The following is a 17521-nucleotide window of genomic DNA, read 5'->3' on the forward strand; positions in this document are numbered from 1 at the left end:
CTCTCGAGGGTCAGGTCGCATCCAGGTCGTACGGGGGGAGCTCGCCGGCGCCGAGGCGCGGGGAGGGCTCCCGGGCGGACTCGGCGGCGTCGGCCTCCAGCATCGCCTCGCGCACCTGCCGCGCCACGAACCGGCGCGGGTCGAGATCGGTCAGCTCGAGATCGGCGTACTCCGGGCCGAGCTCGCTGCGCAACTCGTCGCGGACGTTGTTCGCCAGGGCTCGGCCGCGCCGGACGAGGACGGCGGCCTGCCGCGCCACGTCCGGCAGCCTGTCCGGGCCGAAGACGAGGATCGCCACGAAGGCGACCACCATCAGCTCGGCGAACCCGATCCCGAACACGGGAGGCTCAGAACTTGTTGGACGGCGTCAGGCCGAGCTGCAGGCCGGCCAGGCCACGGCCGCGACCGGACAGCTTCTCCGCGACCGCGTTGAGGACGACGGCGGCCGGGGCGGTCGGGTCGGACTCGACGATCGGCTTGCCGGCGTCACCGCCCTCGCGCAGCGAGATGTCGAGGGGGATCTGACCCAGCAGCGGGATGGTGGTGCCGAAGCGCTGCGAGAGCGTCTCGGCGACCCGCTCGCCACCGCCGGACCCGAAGATCTCGAGTCGGTGCTCCTTGCCCTCGGCGGTGCAGTGCGGGCACGGCAGGTACGACATGTTCTCGACCACGCCGACGACGCGCTGGTGCATCATCTCTGCCATCGTGCCGGCGCGCTCGGCGACCTCGGCGGCGGCCTCCTGCGGGGTGGTGATGACGACGAACTCGGCGTTGGGGAGGTACTGGCCCAGCGAGATCGCCACGTCGCCGGTGCCCGGCGGCAGGTCGAGGAGCAGGACGTCGAGGTCGCCCCAGTAGACGTCGGCGAGCATCTGGCGGATCGCCCGGTCGAGCATCGGGCCACGCCAGGCGACGACCTGGTCGCGGCGCGGCTTGAGCATGCCGATCGAGATCACGGAGACGCCCGACGGGGTCGGCACAGGCATGATCAGGTCGTCGACCTGCGTCGGGCGGGAGTCCGCCACACCCAGCATCGCCGGGACGGAGTGGCCGTAGATGTCGGCGTCGACCAGGCCGACCTTGAGGCCCTGCTTGGCCATCGCGACGGCGAGGTTGACGGTGGTCGAGGACTTGCCGACGCCGCCCTTGCCCGAGGCGATCGCGAAGACCTTGGTCAGGGACCCGGGCTGGGCGAACGGGATCTCGCGCTGTGCCGCCCCGCCGGTGAGCATGGTCCGCATCTCGGTGCGCTGCTCGTCGCTCATCACGCCGAGCTCGAGCCTCACGTCGGTGACGCCGGGGACCGCGGAGACCGCGGCGGTGACGTCGCGGTTGATGGTGTCCTTGAGCGGGCAGCCCGCGACCGTGAGCAGCACCTTCGTGTCGACGACGCCGGTGTCGGAGACGGTGACGGACTCGACCATGCCGAGCTCGGTGATCGGACGCTTGATCTCCGGGTCGTTGACGGTCGCCAGCGCGGCGTTGACCTGGTCGAGAAGGGTGCTCACGGCGCCAAGGGTACGCGGCGGTACGAGCCCCGCCGTTACCCGGCCTCGTCCTCGGACAGCGCGGCGGACTGAGCGTTCGTACCGCCTCGCTCGTCGAGCTCGGAGAGCAGCGAGCGCAGCTCGGAGCGCAGGTAGTCACGGGTGGCGACCTCGCCGAGGGCCATCCGCAGCGCCGCGATCTCGCGGGCGAGGAACTCCATGTCCGCCTGGGCCTGCGAGGCGACGCGTCGATCCTGCTCGGCGAGGACCCGGTCACGGGCCTCCTGCCGGTTCTGGGCCAACAGGATCAGGGGGGCGGCATACGAGGCCTGCAGCGACAGGATCAGCGTCAGGAAGATGAACGGGTACTCGTCGAACCGCCACGGCGTGAGGTTCTCGACGACCCAGATCACGACGAAGATCGTCATGAAGAGCAGGAAGCTGGCGGTGCCCATGTAGCGGGCGAACTGCTCGGCGAACCGGCCGAAGGCGTCGTTGGAGAACTGCGGCCAGCGGATCAGCTTGCGGCGCTGCTCCTGCGGGACGTCCAGCCGGGTACGGGGCTCACTCATCGCGCTCCTCCTCCTTCGCCCGGTCGCGCCAGTTCTCCGGCAGCATGTGGTCCAACAGGTCATCGACGGTGACGGCGCCCACGAGATGACCGTCCTCGTCCACCACGGGCAGCGCCACGAAGTTGTACGTCGCCATCAGGGCCGCCACCTGATCACGGCTCGAGGTCGGCTTGAGCGGCTCGAGACTGTCGTCGATCGAGCCGGCGACCAGCGACGACGGCGGCTCGCGCAGCAGCCGCTGGATATGCGCGATGCCGAGGAACTTGCCGGTCGGCGTCTCCAGCGGGGGACGACAGACGTAGACCACCGCGGCCTGGGCGGGGGTGAGATCGGGGTTGCGGACGTGCGCCAGAGCATCGGCCACGGTCGCATCGGGCCCGAGGATCACCGGCTCGGGCGTCATCATGGCGCCGGCGGTGTTCTCGGCGTACGACATGAGGCGCCGCACGTCCTCGGCCTCCTCCGGCTCCATCAACTCGAGCAGCTGGGCGGCGGTCTCCGGCGGGAGGTCGTTGATCAGGTCCGCGGCGTCCTCGGGGGACATCTCCTCCAGGACGTCCGCGGCGCGCTCGGAGTCGAGCAGCGCCATGATCTCGACCTGATAGTCCTCGGGCAGCTCCTCGAGCAGCTCGGCGAGGCGCTCGTCGTCGAGCGCGGCGATCACCTGGCCGCGTCGCTCCGGGGGCAGGTCCTGGATCATCGTGGCCGCGTCGGCGGCCTTCATCTCCGCGATGGCCTGGAGCAGGTGGGTGGCGCCCTGGGTGGCGGAGCGCTCGCCCAGACCGGCGACGTCGCGCCACTCGACGACATGGGTCTGCCCACGACGGCGCAGGGCGGCCGGGCCCCGCTTGCTGCCCTCCTGGATCGCGACCCGCGACAACATCCAGTCGCGGGTGCGCCCCTGCTCCATGGCGACGTCGTAGACGGTGCCCGTGATGCCGTTCAGCGGGCCGGAGGCGGTGATGGTGACCTGCCGGTCGATCATCTGCCCGATCACGAGGGTCTCGGTCGCGCGCTGCTCGAAGCGGCGCAGGTTGAGCAGCCCGGTGGTGTACACCTGGCCGCTGTCGATGGTGGTCACCCGGGTCATCGGCACGAAGATCCGACGCCGGCCGAAGACCTCCGCGACCAGCCCGAGCGCGCGCGGCTGGGACCGATCGCCGCGCATCGTGACGACGACGTCGCGGACCTTGCCGACCTGGTCGCCTTGCGGGTCGAAGATCGGCAGCCCGACGAGGCGGGCGACGTAGACGCGGGCGGGGGTGGTGCTCACGGCGACACGCTATCGGTTCCCTGCCATAGCGAATGGCCAGGTCACACATCAGGCTGGTACAGGAGTGACTGCTGTTATGGTGGCTGTCCCTTTCTCCCCTCGGATGAGGATCTACTGGTGAACAAGCGCGCGGCCGCAATGCTGATGAGTCTTCTGGTCGCTCTCGGGCTGCTGGTAGCCGTCGAGAGCGCCTCCTCGGGTGCCGATGTCCAGACCCGGATCACGGTGGCGCAGAAGCACCGGGTTGTCGTCTCCGCGCCGGTCCGCCAGCTCTCCGCCGGTGGCCAGCACGGCTGTGCCGTGCTCACCGGCGGCCGGCTGAGCTGCTGGGGCGACGGCGCGTACGGCCAGCTCAACGGTCCGAGGGGATCGGCGCGCACCACGCCGGTGGCGGCCGGCGGCACCACCACCTGGTCGCAGGTCTCGGCCGGTGGCTCGCACACGTGCGGCGTCAGCACGACGCACCGGCTGCGGTGCTGGGGCCTCAACCACTTCGGCGCGCTCGGCAACGGCAAGACCAAGGCGACCAGCTCCCGGGTGAAGGTCAAGAAGGGCAAGCACTACGCCTCCGTGGCCGCCGGGTGGTACCAGACGTGCGCGATCCGTCTCGACCACAAGATGCGCTGCTGGGGCGACAACCGCGCCGGCGAGCTCGGCACCGGCAACACCAAGCGCTACGCCAAGCCGCACGCTGTCAAGGGCAGCCAGGGCTGGTCGCAGGTGGCCGCCGGCGGCTGGAACACCTGTGGCGTGAAGCTCGACGGCTCCCTGTGGTGCTGGGGTGGCAACCAGTGGGGCCAGCTCGGCAACGGCTCGTACACCAGTGCCAACCACCCCGTCCGGGTCGGCGTCCGCTCCGACTGGGCACAGGTCGCGGCCACCTGGAGCCACACCTGCGCCGTGACCCGTACGGGCGAGGTCTGGTGCTGGGGCAACAACAACGAGAGCCAACTCGGCAACGGCGGGCGCACCTCCAGCGCCCTGCCGGTCCGGGTGGCCACCACCGCCCGCGCCCGCCAGGTCGCCGTCGGCGAGGGCACGTCCTGCCTGCTCGACACCGCCAGCCGGGTGCTGTGCTGGGGTTACAACGGCTACGGCCAGATCGGTGACCGCTCCACCCTGGTGCACACCGCCCCCGTCGTGCGCAGCACCGGCGTCGCCGCGATCTCCGCCGGCTGGCTCTACACCTGCGACCTCAAGACCGGCGGCAGCGTGACCTGCTACGGCGACAACGAGGCCGGCCAGCTCGGCAACGGCACGGTCACCGACACCGCCTACCCGCTGGCGCCCGGCGCCGTCATCGGCGCCCGTGCGGACGCCGACCCGACGGCGGCTCCGAGTACGAGCACGCCTCCGACCGTGGCGCCGTCCCCGGTGCCGACGGCGCCCAACCCCACGTCGTACACGATGGCCCCCGGGGCACCGACCGACTTCGAGCTCGGCACCTTCAACATCCTGGGCAACCAGCACACCACCCCCGGCACCGACGAGGACTACCGCGCCCCGGCGCGGATCCGCGCCGAGTGGACGGCCCAAGCGATCGACTACCTCGGCCTCGACGTCGTCGCGACCCAGGAGGCCCAGGCCCAGCAGCTCGCCTGGATCCTCAAGGCCAGTCATGGCCAGCTCGCCTCGTACGCGACGCCGGACAAGGGCAGCCGCTGGACCGAGGCGGCGCTGCTGTGGCGTACGTCCGCCTTCACCGCGGTCCAGACCAAGCAGCTCTGGACGCCCTACATCGCGACCCTGATGCCGCGCCCACTGGTCCTCCTGCAGAACCGCGCGACCGGCCGCCAGATGTGGGTGCTCGCCATCCACAACGCCCCGTGGAGCACCAAGGCGCAGCAGAAGAAGCGCAACAAGGCGATGGCGATCCAGGTCGCGAAGGTGCAGAAGCTGACGGCCAAGGGCTACCCGGTCTTCTACATCGGTGACTTCAACGAGAAGACCAAGGCGTTCTGCACGGTGCTGACCAAGACCTCGCTGCGCACTCCGGAGGGCGGCAAGATCGGACGCAACGGCGTCTGCAAGCCGCCGCACGACCAGCGCCTCGACCACCTCTTCGGCTCCAACGGCACGGTGTGGTCCGGCTACGAGAAGACCCGCACCCCGCTGGTCGCGAACGCCACCGATCACTTCCTCCAGCGCGCGCACGTCCATCTGCCATAATCGGCGCTTCCCCACACGAAGGAATCGATCTTGGCTCGACGGGTCGTCCTGCACATCGGTGCGATGAAATCCGGGACCAGCTTCATCCAGAACGTCGCCAGCGCGAACAGGGAGGCACTCCTCGAGCAGGGGGTGCTGTTCGCCGGTACGCGGTGGCGTGACCAGGTCGAGGCGGTCCGCGACGTCGCGCAGAGCTCCGGGCGGGGGCTGGCCGAGGACGGCCCGTGGAACACCCTGGTCCGCGAGATCGCGGCGTGGGACCAGACGGCGCTGATCTCGATGGAGTTCCTCGCCGCCCGCACGCCGGAGGAGATCGCGTTGATCTGCTCGTCTTTCGGCGACGCCGAGATCACGGTGATCGTCACGGCTCGCGACCTGGGGCGCACCGTGCCCGCGATGTGGCTGGAGAGCACCCAGAACGGAGCCATCGAGACCTGGGAGGAGTTCCTCGACCAGGTCCGCCGCGCGGAGGGCCGCGCGGGACGCGACTTCCACCGCCACCAGGACCTCCCGGCCCTGGCCGAGCGCTGGTCCGCGGTCGTCGGCAAGGACAACTTCGTCATCGTCACCGTGCCCCAGCCGGGCGCCTCCCCGCGCGTGCTGTGGGAGCGGTTCACCTCGGTGCTGGGCATCGACGGCTCGCAGGCCGACCTCGAGGTGCGGGCCAACCTCGGCCTCGGACTGGCCAGCGCCCTGGTGCTGCGCCGGTTCAACGAGAAGTACCTCGCGACCCAGGGCACGGCGACGCCGGGGGACCCCGGCCGCGACTACCTGCGCCTGGTCAAGCATCGGCTCGCCAAGGGTGGCCTGGTCCACCGCGAGGGTGAGCCGAAGCTCGGCTTCGACACGCGATGGGGACGCAAGATGGGCGAGCAGCAGATCAAGGCCCTGCGCGCAGCGGGCTATCGCGTCGTCGGCGACCTCGACGAGCTCATCCCGCAGCGGGTGGCAGGCGTGCAGCCCAAGCAGGTCAGCGGCCAGGACCAGCTCGAGGCAGCGCTCGACGGTCTGCTCTTCCTCGTCGGAGATCTCTCCGAGCGCTCCGCCCGCCGGCGCGGGCGGCAACAGTCCTGACCGCGCCTCCCGCGGGTCCGCAGTGTGACGTTCGTCGCGGGAGCGGGGACCGTACTGATGGGTAGGATCGCCCGGAACGATCCAGCCCAGGAGGACACAGCATGACGCGCTTGGCCCAGACCGAAGGTCTCACCGACATCCAGCAGGACATCCTGGCTGCGGTGCACCAGTTCGTCGAGGACAAGATCATCCCGGTGGCGCAGGACCTCGAGCACTCCGACACCTACCCCCAGGAGATCGTCGACGGGCTCAAGGAGCTCGGCGTCTTCGGTCTGACGATCCCCGAGGAGTTCGGTGGCCTGGGCGAGTCGCTCCTGACGTACGCGCTCGTGGTCGAGGAGATCGCCCGCGGCTGGATGAGCGTCTCGGGTGTCATCAACACCCACTTCATCGTCGCCTACCTGCTCATGCAGCACGGCACCGAGGAGCAGAAGCAGAAGTACCTGCCGCGGATGGCGACCGGTGAGGTCCGTGGCGCGTTCTCGATGTCCGAGCCGGGCCTCGGCTCCGACGTCTCTGCTGTCTCGACCAAGGCCACCAAGCAGTCCGACGGCTCGTACTCGATCACCGGCCAGAAGATGTGGCTGACCAACGGCGCCTCCTCGACCCTGGTCGCTCTGCTCACCAAGACCGACGAGGGCTCGGATTCGGTCTACAAGAACATGACCACCTTCCTCGTGGAGAAGGAGGCCGGCTTCGGGGAGACCGCCCAGGGCGTCACCGTCCCCGGCAAGATCGACAAGATGGGCTACAAGGGCGTCGAGACGACCGAGCTCATCCTCGAGGGCCACCAGATCGGCGCCGAGCAGATCCTCGGCGGCGAGCCGGGCAAGGGCTTCTTCCAGATGATGGACGGCGTCGAGGTCGGCCGCGTCAACGTCGCCGCCCGCGCCTGCGGTCTCGCGATCCGTGGCTTCGAGCTCGGCATCAACTACGCCCAGCAGCGGAAGACCTTCGGCAAGATCATCGCCGACCACCAGGCCGTCCTGTTCCGCCTCGCGGAGATGGCGACGAAGGTCGAGACCATCCACAACATGATGGTCCGCGCGGCCCGCCTCAAGGACACCGGCAAGCGGATGGACGTCGAGGCCGGCATGGCCAAGATGCTCGCCTCCGAGTACGCCAACGAGGTCGTCGAGGACTCCTTCCGGATCCACGGCGGCTACGGCTACTCCAAGGAGTACGAGATCGAGCGCCTCATGCGCGAGGTCAAGTTCATGCTGATCGGCGAGGGCACCTCCGACATCCAGAAGATGATCATCGGTCGCCAGCTGCTCAAGGAGTACAAGATCTGAGGCTCGTCCTCACGCGCTCGTGAAGGCGCCGGGTCCGCGAAGGCGGGCCCGGCGCTTCTGCGTCCAGGGCGTGCCGGGGTCAGCCGTGCTTCGACCCGCGGCGGTCGGTCGCGCAGGCGCCGACCAGCTTGGTGCCGGCGAGCTGATAGTCGGTGATGACGGGGGAGTGGTCCGAGACCGCCGTCCGTCCGACCTGGGCCCGGACCGGGGTCAGGCTCGTGCCACGGTGGAGCAGGTAGTCGATCCGCGCGTTCGGCGGGTTGCCGTGCGAGTTGGGGCTGCCGACGCCGACCTGGCTCCATGGGTCGGAGAGCACGCTCTCGAAGGAGTTCATCGCCGCCGATCCGGGGCCGGAGTTCATGTCGCCGCCGAGGATCGTCGGGTACGGGTCCTTGGCGATGATCGCCGCCGCCTGCGCCGCCTGCCGGCCGCGCAGGGCGAGGTGGTCGCCGTGCGGGCCGGGGGTGTTGTTCTCCAGGTGGGTGTTGTAGACGCTGAGCGTCGTCCCGTCGACGTCGAGGACCGTGTGCAGCAGCCCGCGCTGCTCGAGGCGTCCCTCGTTGACCAGCGGCGTGTTCGACTTCGCCACGATCGGGAAGCGGGTGAGGATCAGCGTGCCGTACTGCTGGGGACCCTCCCGGCCGACGCCCCAGATCTTGTTGACCCCGTACGCGTAGTACATGTGCAGCGCATTCGACAGCACCGTCGGCATGTCGACGTAGTCGCTGTAGCCGCGGTGGGCGTCGACCTCCTGGAGGAGCACGATGTCCGGTGTGAGGGCGGCGATCTCGGACTCGATCTGGCCGATCATGACCGTGTTGCCGTGCAGCGCGGAGTGGATGTTGAAGCTGACCACCCGGAACGGGTGGACGACGGGGCGCGCCGTGCAGGCCGGCTGCGGCGGGACGACCGCCGACGCGGAGACGCCGCCCGGTCCGATGGTAGGGCCGACGGTGGGGCCGACCGTGGGGGCCGCGGTGCTCGAGGGCGGGGCGGCGGTCGGCGACAGGGTCGGACTCGCCTCGTCGGTCCAGACCGGAGCGGGCCCGGTGCTGCTCGGGTCGCTCGCCGTCCGCGGGCTCGCCTGCCGCGCCAGGACCAGGGCGGCGCCGGTGCCGACGAACACCAGCACGATCGCCGCGGTGATGAGGATCGTCGCCCAGTCGCGCCCGGTGTCGTCGGGGCGATGGGGGGCGGGCTCGGTCATGGTCCCGGAAGTCTAACGACCGGACGGGCGCCGGCTCACTTCGTGCGTCCGCCCCGCAGGCGCTGTGCCAGCGCGCCCCACCGGCCGCCGGGGCGGCTCGTCCCGGTCTCCTGCAGGGCGACGACGGCGTGCGCCATCGCGGGCGTCCAGCCCCGCTCGCTGGGGACGAGCGGCGCCTCGGTGAAGACCAGGTCGCGCAGCGCCTCGACCGGGTACTCGACCTGGGTCAGGGTCAGCTTCTGCACCGGCGCGCGCCCGGCGAGGCGCTGGAGCCGCTGGGGTCCGACGGTGCCCTCGGTGCGCAGCGTGCGCCACACCTTGAAGCACGGGCCGGCGCTGAACTTGGGCATCCGCTCCCACGACGCGGCGAAGTCGGCGTCGACCTCGATGAGGCGGCCGAAGAGGAAGTGGAACCAGAAGTACGGGGCCGGGTCGGCCTCGGTGCCGGGCGAGACGGCCGCGATCGAGTCGCCGGGCCACAGCCCGACCCGCTTCACCACGTGATGGGGCCGCGTCCAGTAGCGCTCGAACTCCTCGCACAGCCGGCGCATCACGCTGCTGTCGGCGTGGGCCGCGAGGAACCAGTTCACGATCGGCCGGTCGGGCTGTGGTCCGTCGAAGGTGAAGAACCCGGCCGGCTCGGTCACCTGCGGCAGCCACTGGTCGAGGGGGATCACGGGGTAGAGCGTGGTGTCGAGCCAGACGCCGCCGTGGTCGCGGAGCAGGTGCGCCCGCAGGAGGTCGGCGACCGTCGTGATCGGCACCGAGCCCAGGTCCATCGGACTGTCGGCCAGGACGCGACGGGCGTCCGACTCGTCGAGCAGCGTCAGCTGCCAGCCGGGGTTGAGGGTGCGCCAGCGCTCGAGGTTCATCGCGACCAGGTCGGGGACCTGGTCGGCACCCTGGTGCCAGTACGCGTACATCTGCCGGGGGAGCACGGCGCAAGCCTAGACACTCCGCGTCTCGCTCCCGCGCTCGCGGCCAATGCCCGAGCTCGTACCTCGCTCGCATTGCCGTTCGCCTGGTCGCCTAGGGGGCAGCCGACGATGTGACCTGCGTCGCGTCGGCCCAGCGCCCTGGCCGCGTGAGTTACCGACCGGTAATCTGACCGGCGTGAGCAAGACGAACGCAGGCAACTTCTTCGAGGACTTCTCCATCGGCCAGGTCATCGAGCACGCCACCCCGCGCACGGTCACCGAGGGCGACCGCGCGTTGTACGGCGCGATCTACCCGACCCGCTTCGCCATCCCGTCCTCGGCGGCCTTCGCCGCCTCGGTGGGACTCAGTGCGCATCCGGTCGAGGAGCTGATCGGCTTCCACATCGCGTTCGGCAAGACCGTGCCCGACATCTCGCTCAACGCGGTCGCGAACCTCGGGTACGCCGAGTGCCGCTTCCACGCCCCGGTCGTGCCGGGCGACACGCTCTCCACCCGCTCCGAGGTGATCGGCCTCAAGCAGAACTCCAACGGCAGGTCCGGCGTCGTCTACGTCCGCTCGACCGCCACCAACCAGCGCGGCGAGGTCGCCATCGACTGGTGCCGCTGGGTGATGGTGCACAAGCGGGACGCCGATGCCCCCGCGCCGGAGGCCGTCGTGCCGTCGCTCGCTCCCGCGGTCGACGCGGGTGACCTGGTGATCCCCGCCGGGCTCGACTTCTCCTCCTACGACTTCGGCGCGGCCGGTGAGCCGCACCGCTTCGACGACTACGTGGTCGGCGAGAAGATCGACCACGTCGACGGCGTCACGCTCACCGACGCCGAGCACATGATGGCCACCCGCCTGTGGCAGAACACCGCCAAGGTGCACTTCAACTCTGAGGCCCGCCCCGACGGCAACCGCCTGGTCTACGGCGGCCACGTGATCTCGCTGGCGCGGGCGCTGTCCTTCAACGGCCTCGCGAACGCCCAGCTCATCGCCGCGGTCAACGCCGGCTCCCACGTCGCGCCGGCCTTCGCCGGCGACACGATCTACGCCTGGAGCGAGGTCCTCGACAAGGCCGAGACCTCCGCGCCCGGCGTCGGGGCGATCCGGCTGCGGCTCGTGGCCACCAAGGGCCGCGACGAGTCGATGACGCTCAAGGTCGACGAGGACGGCAAGCAGAAGTACGCCCCCGGCGTGCTGCTCGACCTCGACGTCTGGGCGCTGATCCCGCGATGAGCGCCGGCACCAGGCCCTCGGTCCTCATCTCCGGCGCCGCCGGCGGCATCGGTCGCGCCACCGCGGCCCGGTTCGCACGGGAGGGCTGGCTCGTCGGGGTGTACGACCTCGACGCCGCCGGCGCCGAGCGGACCGCAGCCGAGCTGGGCGAGGGCGACGCGATCGGCGGCAGCCTCGACGTCACCCGGCCCGACGACTGGGCTCGTGTGCTCGCCGAGTTCACCCGGGCCAGCGGCGGCCGGCTCGACCTGCTGATCAACAACGCCGGCATCCTGCGCTCGGGCCGTCTCGCCGATGTCCCGATCGCGGCGCACCACCTGACCATCGACGTGAACGTCAAGGGCGTCATCAACGGCTGCCATGCTGCGTACCCGTACCTCAAGGCGACCGCCGGCTCGGGCGTGATCAACCTGTGCAGCGCCTCCGCGATCTACGGGCAGGCGGAGATCGCCTCGTACTCCGCCTCGAAGTTCGCCGTCCGCGGGCTGACCGAGGCGCTCGAGCTCGAATGGCGCAAGGAGGGCATCCGCGTCCAGGCGGTCTGGCCGCTGTGGGTCAACACCGGCCTGCTCGACGGTGCCGAGGCCTCCAGCCTCGACACCCTGGGCGTCAACCTCACCGTCGACGACGTCGCGGAGGCGATCTACGCGGCGGCCCGCCCGAGCGGCGTCCGCGGCCTGCTCGGCAAGGCGCTGCCGCGCAAGGTCCACACGGCGGTCGGTCTCCCGGCCAAGACCCTGGCGACCGCGGCCGACCTGGTGCCGTCCTTCATCTCCCGCGAGGTCAACCGCCGGATCACCCGGTCCTGACGGGCGCGAAGGCGCGCGCGAGGGGGAGCATCGCCAGGATCAGCACCATCGGCACGGCGAACCCGATCCGCAGGTTGCCCGAGCCGACGACGCCGGTCAGGACAGCACCGAAGAGCGCGCCGACGTAATTGAACTGGTTGAACCGGGCGATGACGGTGTCGATCCTGGCCTGGTCCCCGCCGGCGATCCGCGCCGCCGCGGAGAAGCTCAGCGGTGCGATCACGGCGACGCCGGCGCCGAGGACGGTGAACCCGAGCACCGCGATCGGCCAGGTGGGGGCGAAGACGACCACCGCGAGCGCGGCGCAGGCCACCAGCGCGCCGATCCGCAGGACGGGCACCGCGCCGTACCGCGCGACCAGCCGGTCCCCGGCCATCCGCACGATCAGTGAGGAGATCAGGTAGGGGAACGTCGCCAGCGCGACCAGGTGGTGCGGAGTGGGGAAGACCTCGTCGAGGAAGGTCGGGCCCCAGGTCTGTGCGGCCGTGTCGACCATGTAGAAGAGCACCATCCCGAGCCCGACCAGCACGATCGGGCGCCAGGGCACGTCGCTCAGGTCGGCGGTGGCCACGGCGCCCGCACGCGGCAGCAGCGGCAGCGTGGCCGCGGTCAGCGGGACGACCACCAGGAAGGCGTCGGTCCACAGCGGGGTGTCGCCGAGCGCCAGGGCCAGCGCGCCGCCGATGACGCCACCGAGCGTCCAGGCGCCGAAGAACGAGGGCAGGATCGTGCGCCCGTACACGTGCTCCAGAGCGACCGCCTGCATGTTGGTGCCGGCGTCGACGCTGCCGAGCCCGATGCCGTACACCGCCATCCCGGCCACGAAGATCCACAGCTGCGGCGCGGTGGTGATCACCGGGACCGCGACCGCGATCAGCAGCAGCCCCGCCCGGAGCAGGCGCGCGCTGGGGTGCCGCTCGGCCAGCCGCTCCGCGAGGACGGAGCCCGCGCCGGCGAGCACCACCATCATCAGGAGGAGGAGCGACAGGATCAGGTCGGAGATCCCCCAGTGGTCCTGGAAGCGGGGCAGGCGCGCGGTCAGGCTGATGTAGATCAGCCCCTGGGTCGCGAACGCCACCTGCGCCGCCCGACGGGACCGGGCGAGTGGGCTCATGCACGCATGCTGGCAGACTCCGGCCCCATGGTCCTTTATCTCGTGCGACACGGCGCTACCGAATGGAGCAAGAACGGGCGCCATACCGGCGTCACCGATCTCCCGCTGCTCCCCGAGGGTGAGGACGACGCCCGCCGGATGGCGAGCCGCCTGGCCGGGCACGAGTTCGCCTCCGTGATCACCTCGCCGCGGCAGCGGGCCCGGCGTACGGCAGAGCTGGCCGGCTTCCCGGACGCGGTCGTCGACGAGGACCTCGTCGAGTGGGGCTACGGCGAGTACGAGGGCATCTCGACGGTGCAGATCCGCGAGACCGACCCGGGCTGGTCGATCTGGACGGGCTACACGCCCGGTGGCGAGACCGCAGACGAGATCGCCGCGCGCCTGGATCGGGTGATCGCCCGAGCGCGGGCCTGCGACGGCGACGTCCTCGCCTTCGCCCACGGCCACTGCCTGCGCGCGCTCGCGGCTCGCTGGGTCGAGGAGCCGGTCTCCTTCGGCCGCTTCCTGATGCTCGGCACCGCGACGCTCTCGATCCTCGGCGACGACCGCGGCCAGGCGGCCGTGCTCACCTGGAACAGCTGAGGTCGCTCCGCAACCCTTGACCCGTAGGCCCCCGCGGGTCACCGTGGGGAGCATGTCGCACGAGCTGTGGCGCCCCGACGCGGTGTCCTACGACAGCTTCGTCAGTCATCTGGAGCTGGCCGACGGGCTGCCGACGTACCTGCCCTGGCCGCTGCGCCCCGGCTGGTCGGTGGTGGACTTCGGCGTCGCCAGCAGCGGGATCGGTCCTGGGGCGACGCTGTCCGTCGTCTCGGGGCCCAGTGAGATCGACGGCCCGGTAGATCTGCTGCTGGTCGCCGAGGAGGCCGGGGTCGGTCTCGGAGCGCGGTTCGCCGGGACCCCCGGCGCGGACCCGGGTCCCGGACTCGGCGACGGCCCGCCCGCGACCAGGATCCGGATCGGCAGCCAGCTGGTCTCGCTGTGGCCGGTCTCGATCCACGCGGCCGTAGGAGAGTGGGACCGCTCGGTGCTCGCCGGCGAGGCGGGCGGACGCTGGCTGTGGCTGGTGGTGCGCCCCGCGGCGGCACTGCTGCTGTTCCAGGACGGCTGGGAGCTGCGCGACGTCTCCGGCCTGGGACCGTCGCTGGTCGAGCTGCCCTTCGACGACTCGCATCCGCGCTGGTGAAATACGCGCCGCCCGCCGCACGTCGATAGTCTCGGCGCGTGCGCATCGACCTCCACACCCACTCGCGGGTGAGCGACGGGACCGATACGCCGGCCGAGCTGGTCGCCGCGGCCGCGGCGACGGGGCTCGATGTGGTGGCCCTGACCGACCACGACACCACCGCCGGCTGGGACGAGGCCCTCGCCGCCGGCGAGGAGCACGGCGTCACCGTCATCCCCGGGATCGAGATCAGCACCGAGCACGGCGGCCGCAGCGTCCATCTGCTCGGCTACCTCATCGACCCGACGTACGAGCCGCTGGTCGAGGAGCTCGGGCAGATCCTCGCGGGTCGCTCGGCCCGGGTGCCGTTGATGGTCGCGCAGCTGCAGGCCGAGGGGATCGCGATCACCGAGGCCGACGTCTACGCCCAGTCCACGGACGCGGCCGCCACCGGGCGTCCGCACGTCGCGGACGCGCTGGTCGCGCTCGGCGTGGTCGGCCACCGCGACGAGGCCTTCGACCGGTTCCTCGCGTGGGGTCGCCCGGCGTACGTGGATCGCTACGCGGCACCGCTGGAGCGGATGATCGACCTCATCGCCCGTGCGGGGGGCGTCAGCGTGATCGCCCATCCGTGGGGTCGCACCACCCGTCGTACGCCGTCCGTCGAGCAGCTCGCCACCTTCGCGGCGCGCGGTCTGGCGGGCGTCGAGGTGGATCACCAGGACCACGACGCCGCCACCCGTGCGGAGCTGCGCGCCGTCGCCGCCGAGCTCGACCTGGTCGCGACCGGGTCCAGCGATTACCACGGGACCGGGAAGACCGGGCACCCTCTCGGAGTGAACACGACCGCAGCCGTCGAGCTGCACCGACTTCTGGAGCGGGCCGCAGCGGCGTCCGCTGCCAGTGGTCGCCCCGCTCCGGTGAGCCTGCCGCCGGTGGTGCTCCGGTGATCAACGGAGCCTTGCTGGCGTCCTCGTTCGTGACGCTCTTCGTCATCATGGACCCGGTCGGCACCGTGCCGATCTTCCTGTCCCTGACCTCGGGTCGCTCCGTCGAGACGACCCGCAAGGCCGCCTGGCAGTCGGTGCTGGTCTCCTTCGGCGTGATCTCGGTCTTCGCCTTCTTCGGTCAGGCGATCCTGCACTACCTCGGCATCACCCTCGCATCGCTCCAGTGCGCCGGCGGGCTGCTGCTCCTGCTGGTCGCGCTCCAGCTGCTGACCGGCACCCACGGCGAGCAGAAGGCGGTCGGCGACACCAACATCGCCTTGGTGCCCCTCGGCACGCCGCTGCTCGCCGGGCCGGGTGCGATCGCGGCGACGATGGTCTTCGCGCGCCAGGTGCACGGCCTGGACGACTTCCTCGCGGTCTCGATCGGCTTCGTCGGGGTCCACGTGATCCTGTGGCTGATGATGCGGTTCTCGCTGCCGATCCTCAAGGTGATCCACGAGAGCGGCGTCATGCTCGTCACGCGCATCTCCGGTCTGCTGCTGGCCGCGATCGCGGTGCAGATGATCGAGAACGCCGTGATCGCGTTCATCGAGTCCGCGTAGCCGCCTACTTGCGGCCGAGCGACTGGAAGCGCTGCAGCACGCCGCGCGGGATGGCGCGGGTGACGCCGACGATCGCCTTGTACTGCGCGGACGGCACCGAGTAGATCTTCTTCCTGCCGAAGTCCTTGAGCGCGGTGGAGACCAGGTCCTCGACGTCGAGCCACATCCAGGCGGGCGCGGACCCGTGCTCGGCGTCCAGGCCCATCCGCTCGTGGAACTCGGTCTTGGTGAAGCCCGGACACAGCGCCATCACGTGCACACCGCGCGGACCGTACTCGGTCGCCGCCCACTCGCTGAAGCTGTTCACCCACGCCTTCGCGGCGCTGTACGTGCCGCGCGGCAGGAACGCGGCCACGCTGGAGACGTTGATGATGCCGCCCGAGCCCCGTGCCGTCATCGCGCCGAGCGCGGCGTGGGACAGGCGCAGGACCGCGGTGACCAGCACGGAGAGCATCTGCTCCTCGAGGTCGGCGGAGTTGTCGAGGAAGCGGTGCTTGAGGCCGAAGCCCGCGTTGTTGACCAGCAGGTCGATCGGCTGCTCGGCCGAGGCGACGCGGTCCTCGACGGTGGCGAGCTGCGCGCGGTCGCTCAGGTCGGCGGCGAGCACCTCGGTGCGGACGCCGTGCTGGGCGCTCAGCTCGCCCGCGACCTCGTCCAGCCGGCCCTTGTCGCGGGCGACGAGTACGAGGTCGTACCCCTGCGCGGCGAGCTGACGGGCGAAGGTGAGACCGATGCCGGCGGTGGCGCCGGTGATGAGAGCGGTGCCCGAAGCGGGACGCGGTGTGCCGGATGTCGTTGCCATACCGCAACTCTTGCACTGTTCGTGACCCCGCGTCGGGCATGATGGTCCCGATGACCACCACGCTCGCGATCGCCAACCAGAAGGGCGGCGTCGCCAAGACCACCTCCGTCGCGTCCCTCGGCGCGGCGCTCGCCGAGCTCGGGCACTCGGTGCTGCTCGTCGACCTCGACCCGCAGGCCTGCCTGACGTTCTCGCTCGGCATCGATCCGGAGGACCTGGAGCTCTCGGTGCACCACGTGCTCACCAAGGGCACCGATCCGCGTGAGGTCATCTACGAGACCGAGGACGGCGTCCACCTGCTGCCGGCCACGATCGAGCTGGCGCGCGCCGAGGCCGACCTGCTGACCCGTACGGGCCGCGAGCACGTGCTCAAGGCCGTGCTGGAGGCGATGGCCGAGGACGCCGCGCCCGACTACGACTGGGTCCTCTTCGACTGCCCGCCGTCACTCGGCGTGCTCACCGTCGCCGCGCTGACCGCCGCGAACGGCGTGCTGATCCCGCTGCAGTGCGAGACGCTCTCACACCGTGGCGTCGGCCAGCTGCTCGACACCGTGCACGACGTGCGCCGCTTCACCAACCGCTCGCTCGACGTGTGGGGCGTCCTTCCGACCCTGTACGACGGGCGTACGACGCATGCGCGCACCGTGCTGGAGACGATCTCCGAGACGTATGGGCTCGACGTGATCGAGCCGCCGATCCCCAAGACGATCAAGTTCGCCGAGGCCCCGGCCGCCGGACGCTCGATCCTCGTCACCTCGCGCACCAGCAAGGGCGCCCAGGCCTACCGCGAGGTCGCGGCCAACCTGGTCGCACGCGCCGCGCAGGGTCCCAGGAAGTAGTGGGTC

Annotated in this window: 18 protein-coding genes; 10 read left to right on the forward strand and 8 right to left on the reverse strand. The window is 70.9% G+C overall.

All coding sequences use genetic code 11. The annotated features are described in order from the left end of the window. Positions 1 to 10: 10 nt before the first annotated feature. From KSO98_RS16830 to KSO98_RS16845, 4 genes are read right to left on the reverse strand one after another with little or no spacing between them, the layout of a single operon-like run. Positions 11 to 340, reverse strand: coding sequence for a sec-independent translocase (locus KSO98_RS16830; protein ID WP_225286871.1), 330 nt, complete (start codon positions 338 to 340; stop codon positions 11 to 13). 7 nt (positions 341 to 347) lie between these two features. Next, a complete protein-coding gene (locus tag KSO98_RS16835; protein WP_225286872.1) occupies positions 348 to 1508 on the reverse strand; it encodes an Mrp/NBP35 family ATP-binding protein in 1161 nt (386 codons plus the stop codon). 35 nt (positions 1509 to 1543) lie between these two features. Further along, positions 1544 to 2059, reverse strand: coding sequence for a DUF1003 domain-containing protein (locus KSO98_RS16840; RefSeq protein ID WP_225286873.1), 516 nt, complete (start codon positions 2057 to 2059; stop codon positions 1544 to 1546). After that, on the reverse strand, positions 2052 to 3332 hold the full coding sequence (locus KSO98_RS16845) for a magnesium transporter MgtE N-terminal domain-containing protein (RefSeq protein ID WP_225286874.1): 1281 nt from the start codon (positions 3330 to 3332) through the stop codon (positions 2052 to 2054). The genes KSO98_RS16840 and KSO98_RS16845 overlap by 8 nt, the downstream gene beginning before the upstream one ends. A 117-nt stretch (positions 3333 to 3449) precedes the next feature. Here KSO98_RS16845 and KSO98_RS16850 point away from each other — a divergent pair, with 117 nt between their 5' ends. The 3 genes from KSO98_RS16850 to KSO98_RS16860 all read left to right on the forward strand — a co-directional run bounded on the left by KSO98_RS16850 (position 3450) and on the right by KSO98_RS16860 (position 7870). Next, entirely contained in the window at positions 3450 to 5501 is a 2052-nt protein-coding gene (locus KSO98_RS16850; RefSeq protein WP_225286875.1) for an RCC1 domain-containing protein, read from the forward strand. A 30-nt stretch (positions 5502 to 5531) separates the two neighbouring features. After that, a complete protein-coding gene (locus KSO98_RS16855) occupies positions 5532 to 6575 on the forward strand; it encodes a hypothetical protein (RefSeq protein WP_225286876.1) in 1044 nt (347 codons plus the stop codon). A gap of 101 nt (positions 6576 to 6676) precedes the next feature. Then, positions 6677 to 7870: an acyl-CoA dehydrogenase family protein gene (locus tag KSO98_RS16860; protein WP_225286877.1), complete on the forward strand. Its 1194-nt coding sequence runs from the start codon at positions 6677 to 6679 to the stop codon at positions 7868 to 7870. 79 nt (positions 7871 to 7949) lie between these two features. Here the strand turns inward: KSO98_RS16860 and KSO98_RS16865 are convergent, their stop codons facing one another. Together KSO98_RS16865 and KSO98_RS16870 are read right to left on the reverse strand one after the other, a co-directional pair. Further along, positions 7950 to 9077, reverse strand: coding sequence for an endonuclease/exonuclease/phosphatase family protein (locus tag KSO98_RS16865; RefSeq protein WP_225286879.1), 1128 nt, complete (start codon positions 9075 to 9077; stop codon positions 7950 to 7952). Positions 9078 to 9112: 35 nt separating this feature from the next. Next, a complete protein-coding gene (locus tag KSO98_RS16870) occupies positions 9113 to 10015 on the reverse strand; it encodes a capsular polysaccharide synthesis protein (protein WP_225286880.1) in 903 nt (300 codons plus the stop codon). Between the two features lie 175 nt (positions 10016 to 10190). Here KSO98_RS16870 and KSO98_RS16875 point away from each other — a divergent pair, with 175 nt between their 5' ends. Next, positions 10191 to 11234: a MaoC family dehydratase gene (locus KSO98_RS16875; RefSeq protein ID WP_225286881.1), complete on the forward strand. Its 1044-nt coding sequence runs from the start codon at positions 10191 to 10193 to the stop codon at positions 11232 to 11234. Beyond that, on the forward strand, positions 11231 to 12043 hold the full coding sequence (locus KSO98_RS16880) for an SDR family oxidoreductase (RefSeq protein ID WP_225286882.1): 813 nt from the start codon (positions 11231 to 11233) through the stop codon (positions 12041 to 12043). Before KSO98_RS16875 ends, KSO98_RS16880 begins: the two co-directional genes overlap by 4 nt. Here the strand turns inward: KSO98_RS16880 and KSO98_RS16885 are convergent. Further along, positions 12030 to 13157: an MFS transporter gene (locus KSO98_RS16885; protein ID WP_225286883.1), complete on the reverse strand. Its 1128-nt coding sequence runs from the start codon at positions 13155 to 13157 to the stop codon at positions 12030 to 12032. The genes KSO98_RS16880 and KSO98_RS16885 overlap by 14 nt on opposite strands. A 27-nt stretch (positions 13158 to 13184) precedes the next feature. On the opposite strand from KSO98_RS16885, the gene KSO98_RS16890 reads away from it, so the two are divergent. From KSO98_RS16890 to KSO98_RS16905, 4 genes are read left to right on the forward strand one after another with little or no spacing between them, the layout of a single operon-like run. Continuing rightward, complete coding sequence (locus KSO98_RS16890) at positions 13185 to 13739, forward strand: histidine phosphatase family protein (protein WP_225286884.1); 555 nt, start codon at positions 13185 to 13187, stop codon at positions 13737 to 13739. 52 nt (positions 13740 to 13791) lie between these two features. After that, entirely contained in the window at positions 13792 to 14343 is a 552-nt protein-coding gene (locus KSO98_RS16895) for a DUF6758 family protein (RefSeq protein ID WP_225286885.1), read from the forward strand. Positions 14344 to 14381: 38 nt separating this feature from the next. Next, positions 14382 to 15272: a PHP domain-containing protein gene (locus tag KSO98_RS16900; RefSeq protein ID WP_225286886.1), complete on the forward strand. Its 891-nt coding sequence runs from the start codon at positions 14382 to 14384 to the stop codon at positions 15270 to 15272. Beyond that, on the forward strand, positions 15269 to 15874 hold the full coding sequence (locus KSO98_RS16905) for a MarC family protein (RefSeq protein ID WP_225286887.1): 606 nt from the start codon (positions 15269 to 15271) through the stop codon (positions 15872 to 15874). The genes KSO98_RS16900 and KSO98_RS16905 overlap by 4 nt, the downstream gene beginning before the upstream one ends. 4 nt (positions 15875 to 15878) lie before the next feature. Here the strand turns inward: KSO98_RS16905 and KSO98_RS16910 are convergent, their stop codons facing one another. After that, on the reverse strand, positions 15879 to 16676 hold the full coding sequence (locus KSO98_RS16910; protein WP_225286888.1) for an SDR family NAD(P)-dependent oxidoreductase: 798 nt from the start codon (positions 16674 to 16676) through the stop codon (positions 15879 to 15881). Positions 16677 to 16726: 50 nt separating this feature from the next. Between KSO98_RS16910 and KSO98_RS16915 the strand changes: the two genes are divergently transcribed. Further along, the gene (locus tag KSO98_RS16915) at positions 16727 to 17515 is read left to right on the forward strand and encodes a ParA family protein (protein ID WP_225286890.1); all 789 of its coding nucleotides are present in this window, start codon (positions 16727 to 16729) and stop codon (positions 17513 to 17515) included. Positions 17516 to 17521: the final 6 nt, after the last annotated feature.

Source organism: Nocardioides nematodiphilus (assembly GCF_020216525.1).
In the GTDB taxonomy this organism is placed as follows: domain Bacteria; phylum Actinomycetota; class Actinomycetes; order Propionibacteriales; family Nocardioidaceae; genus Nocardioides; species Nocardioides nematodiphilus.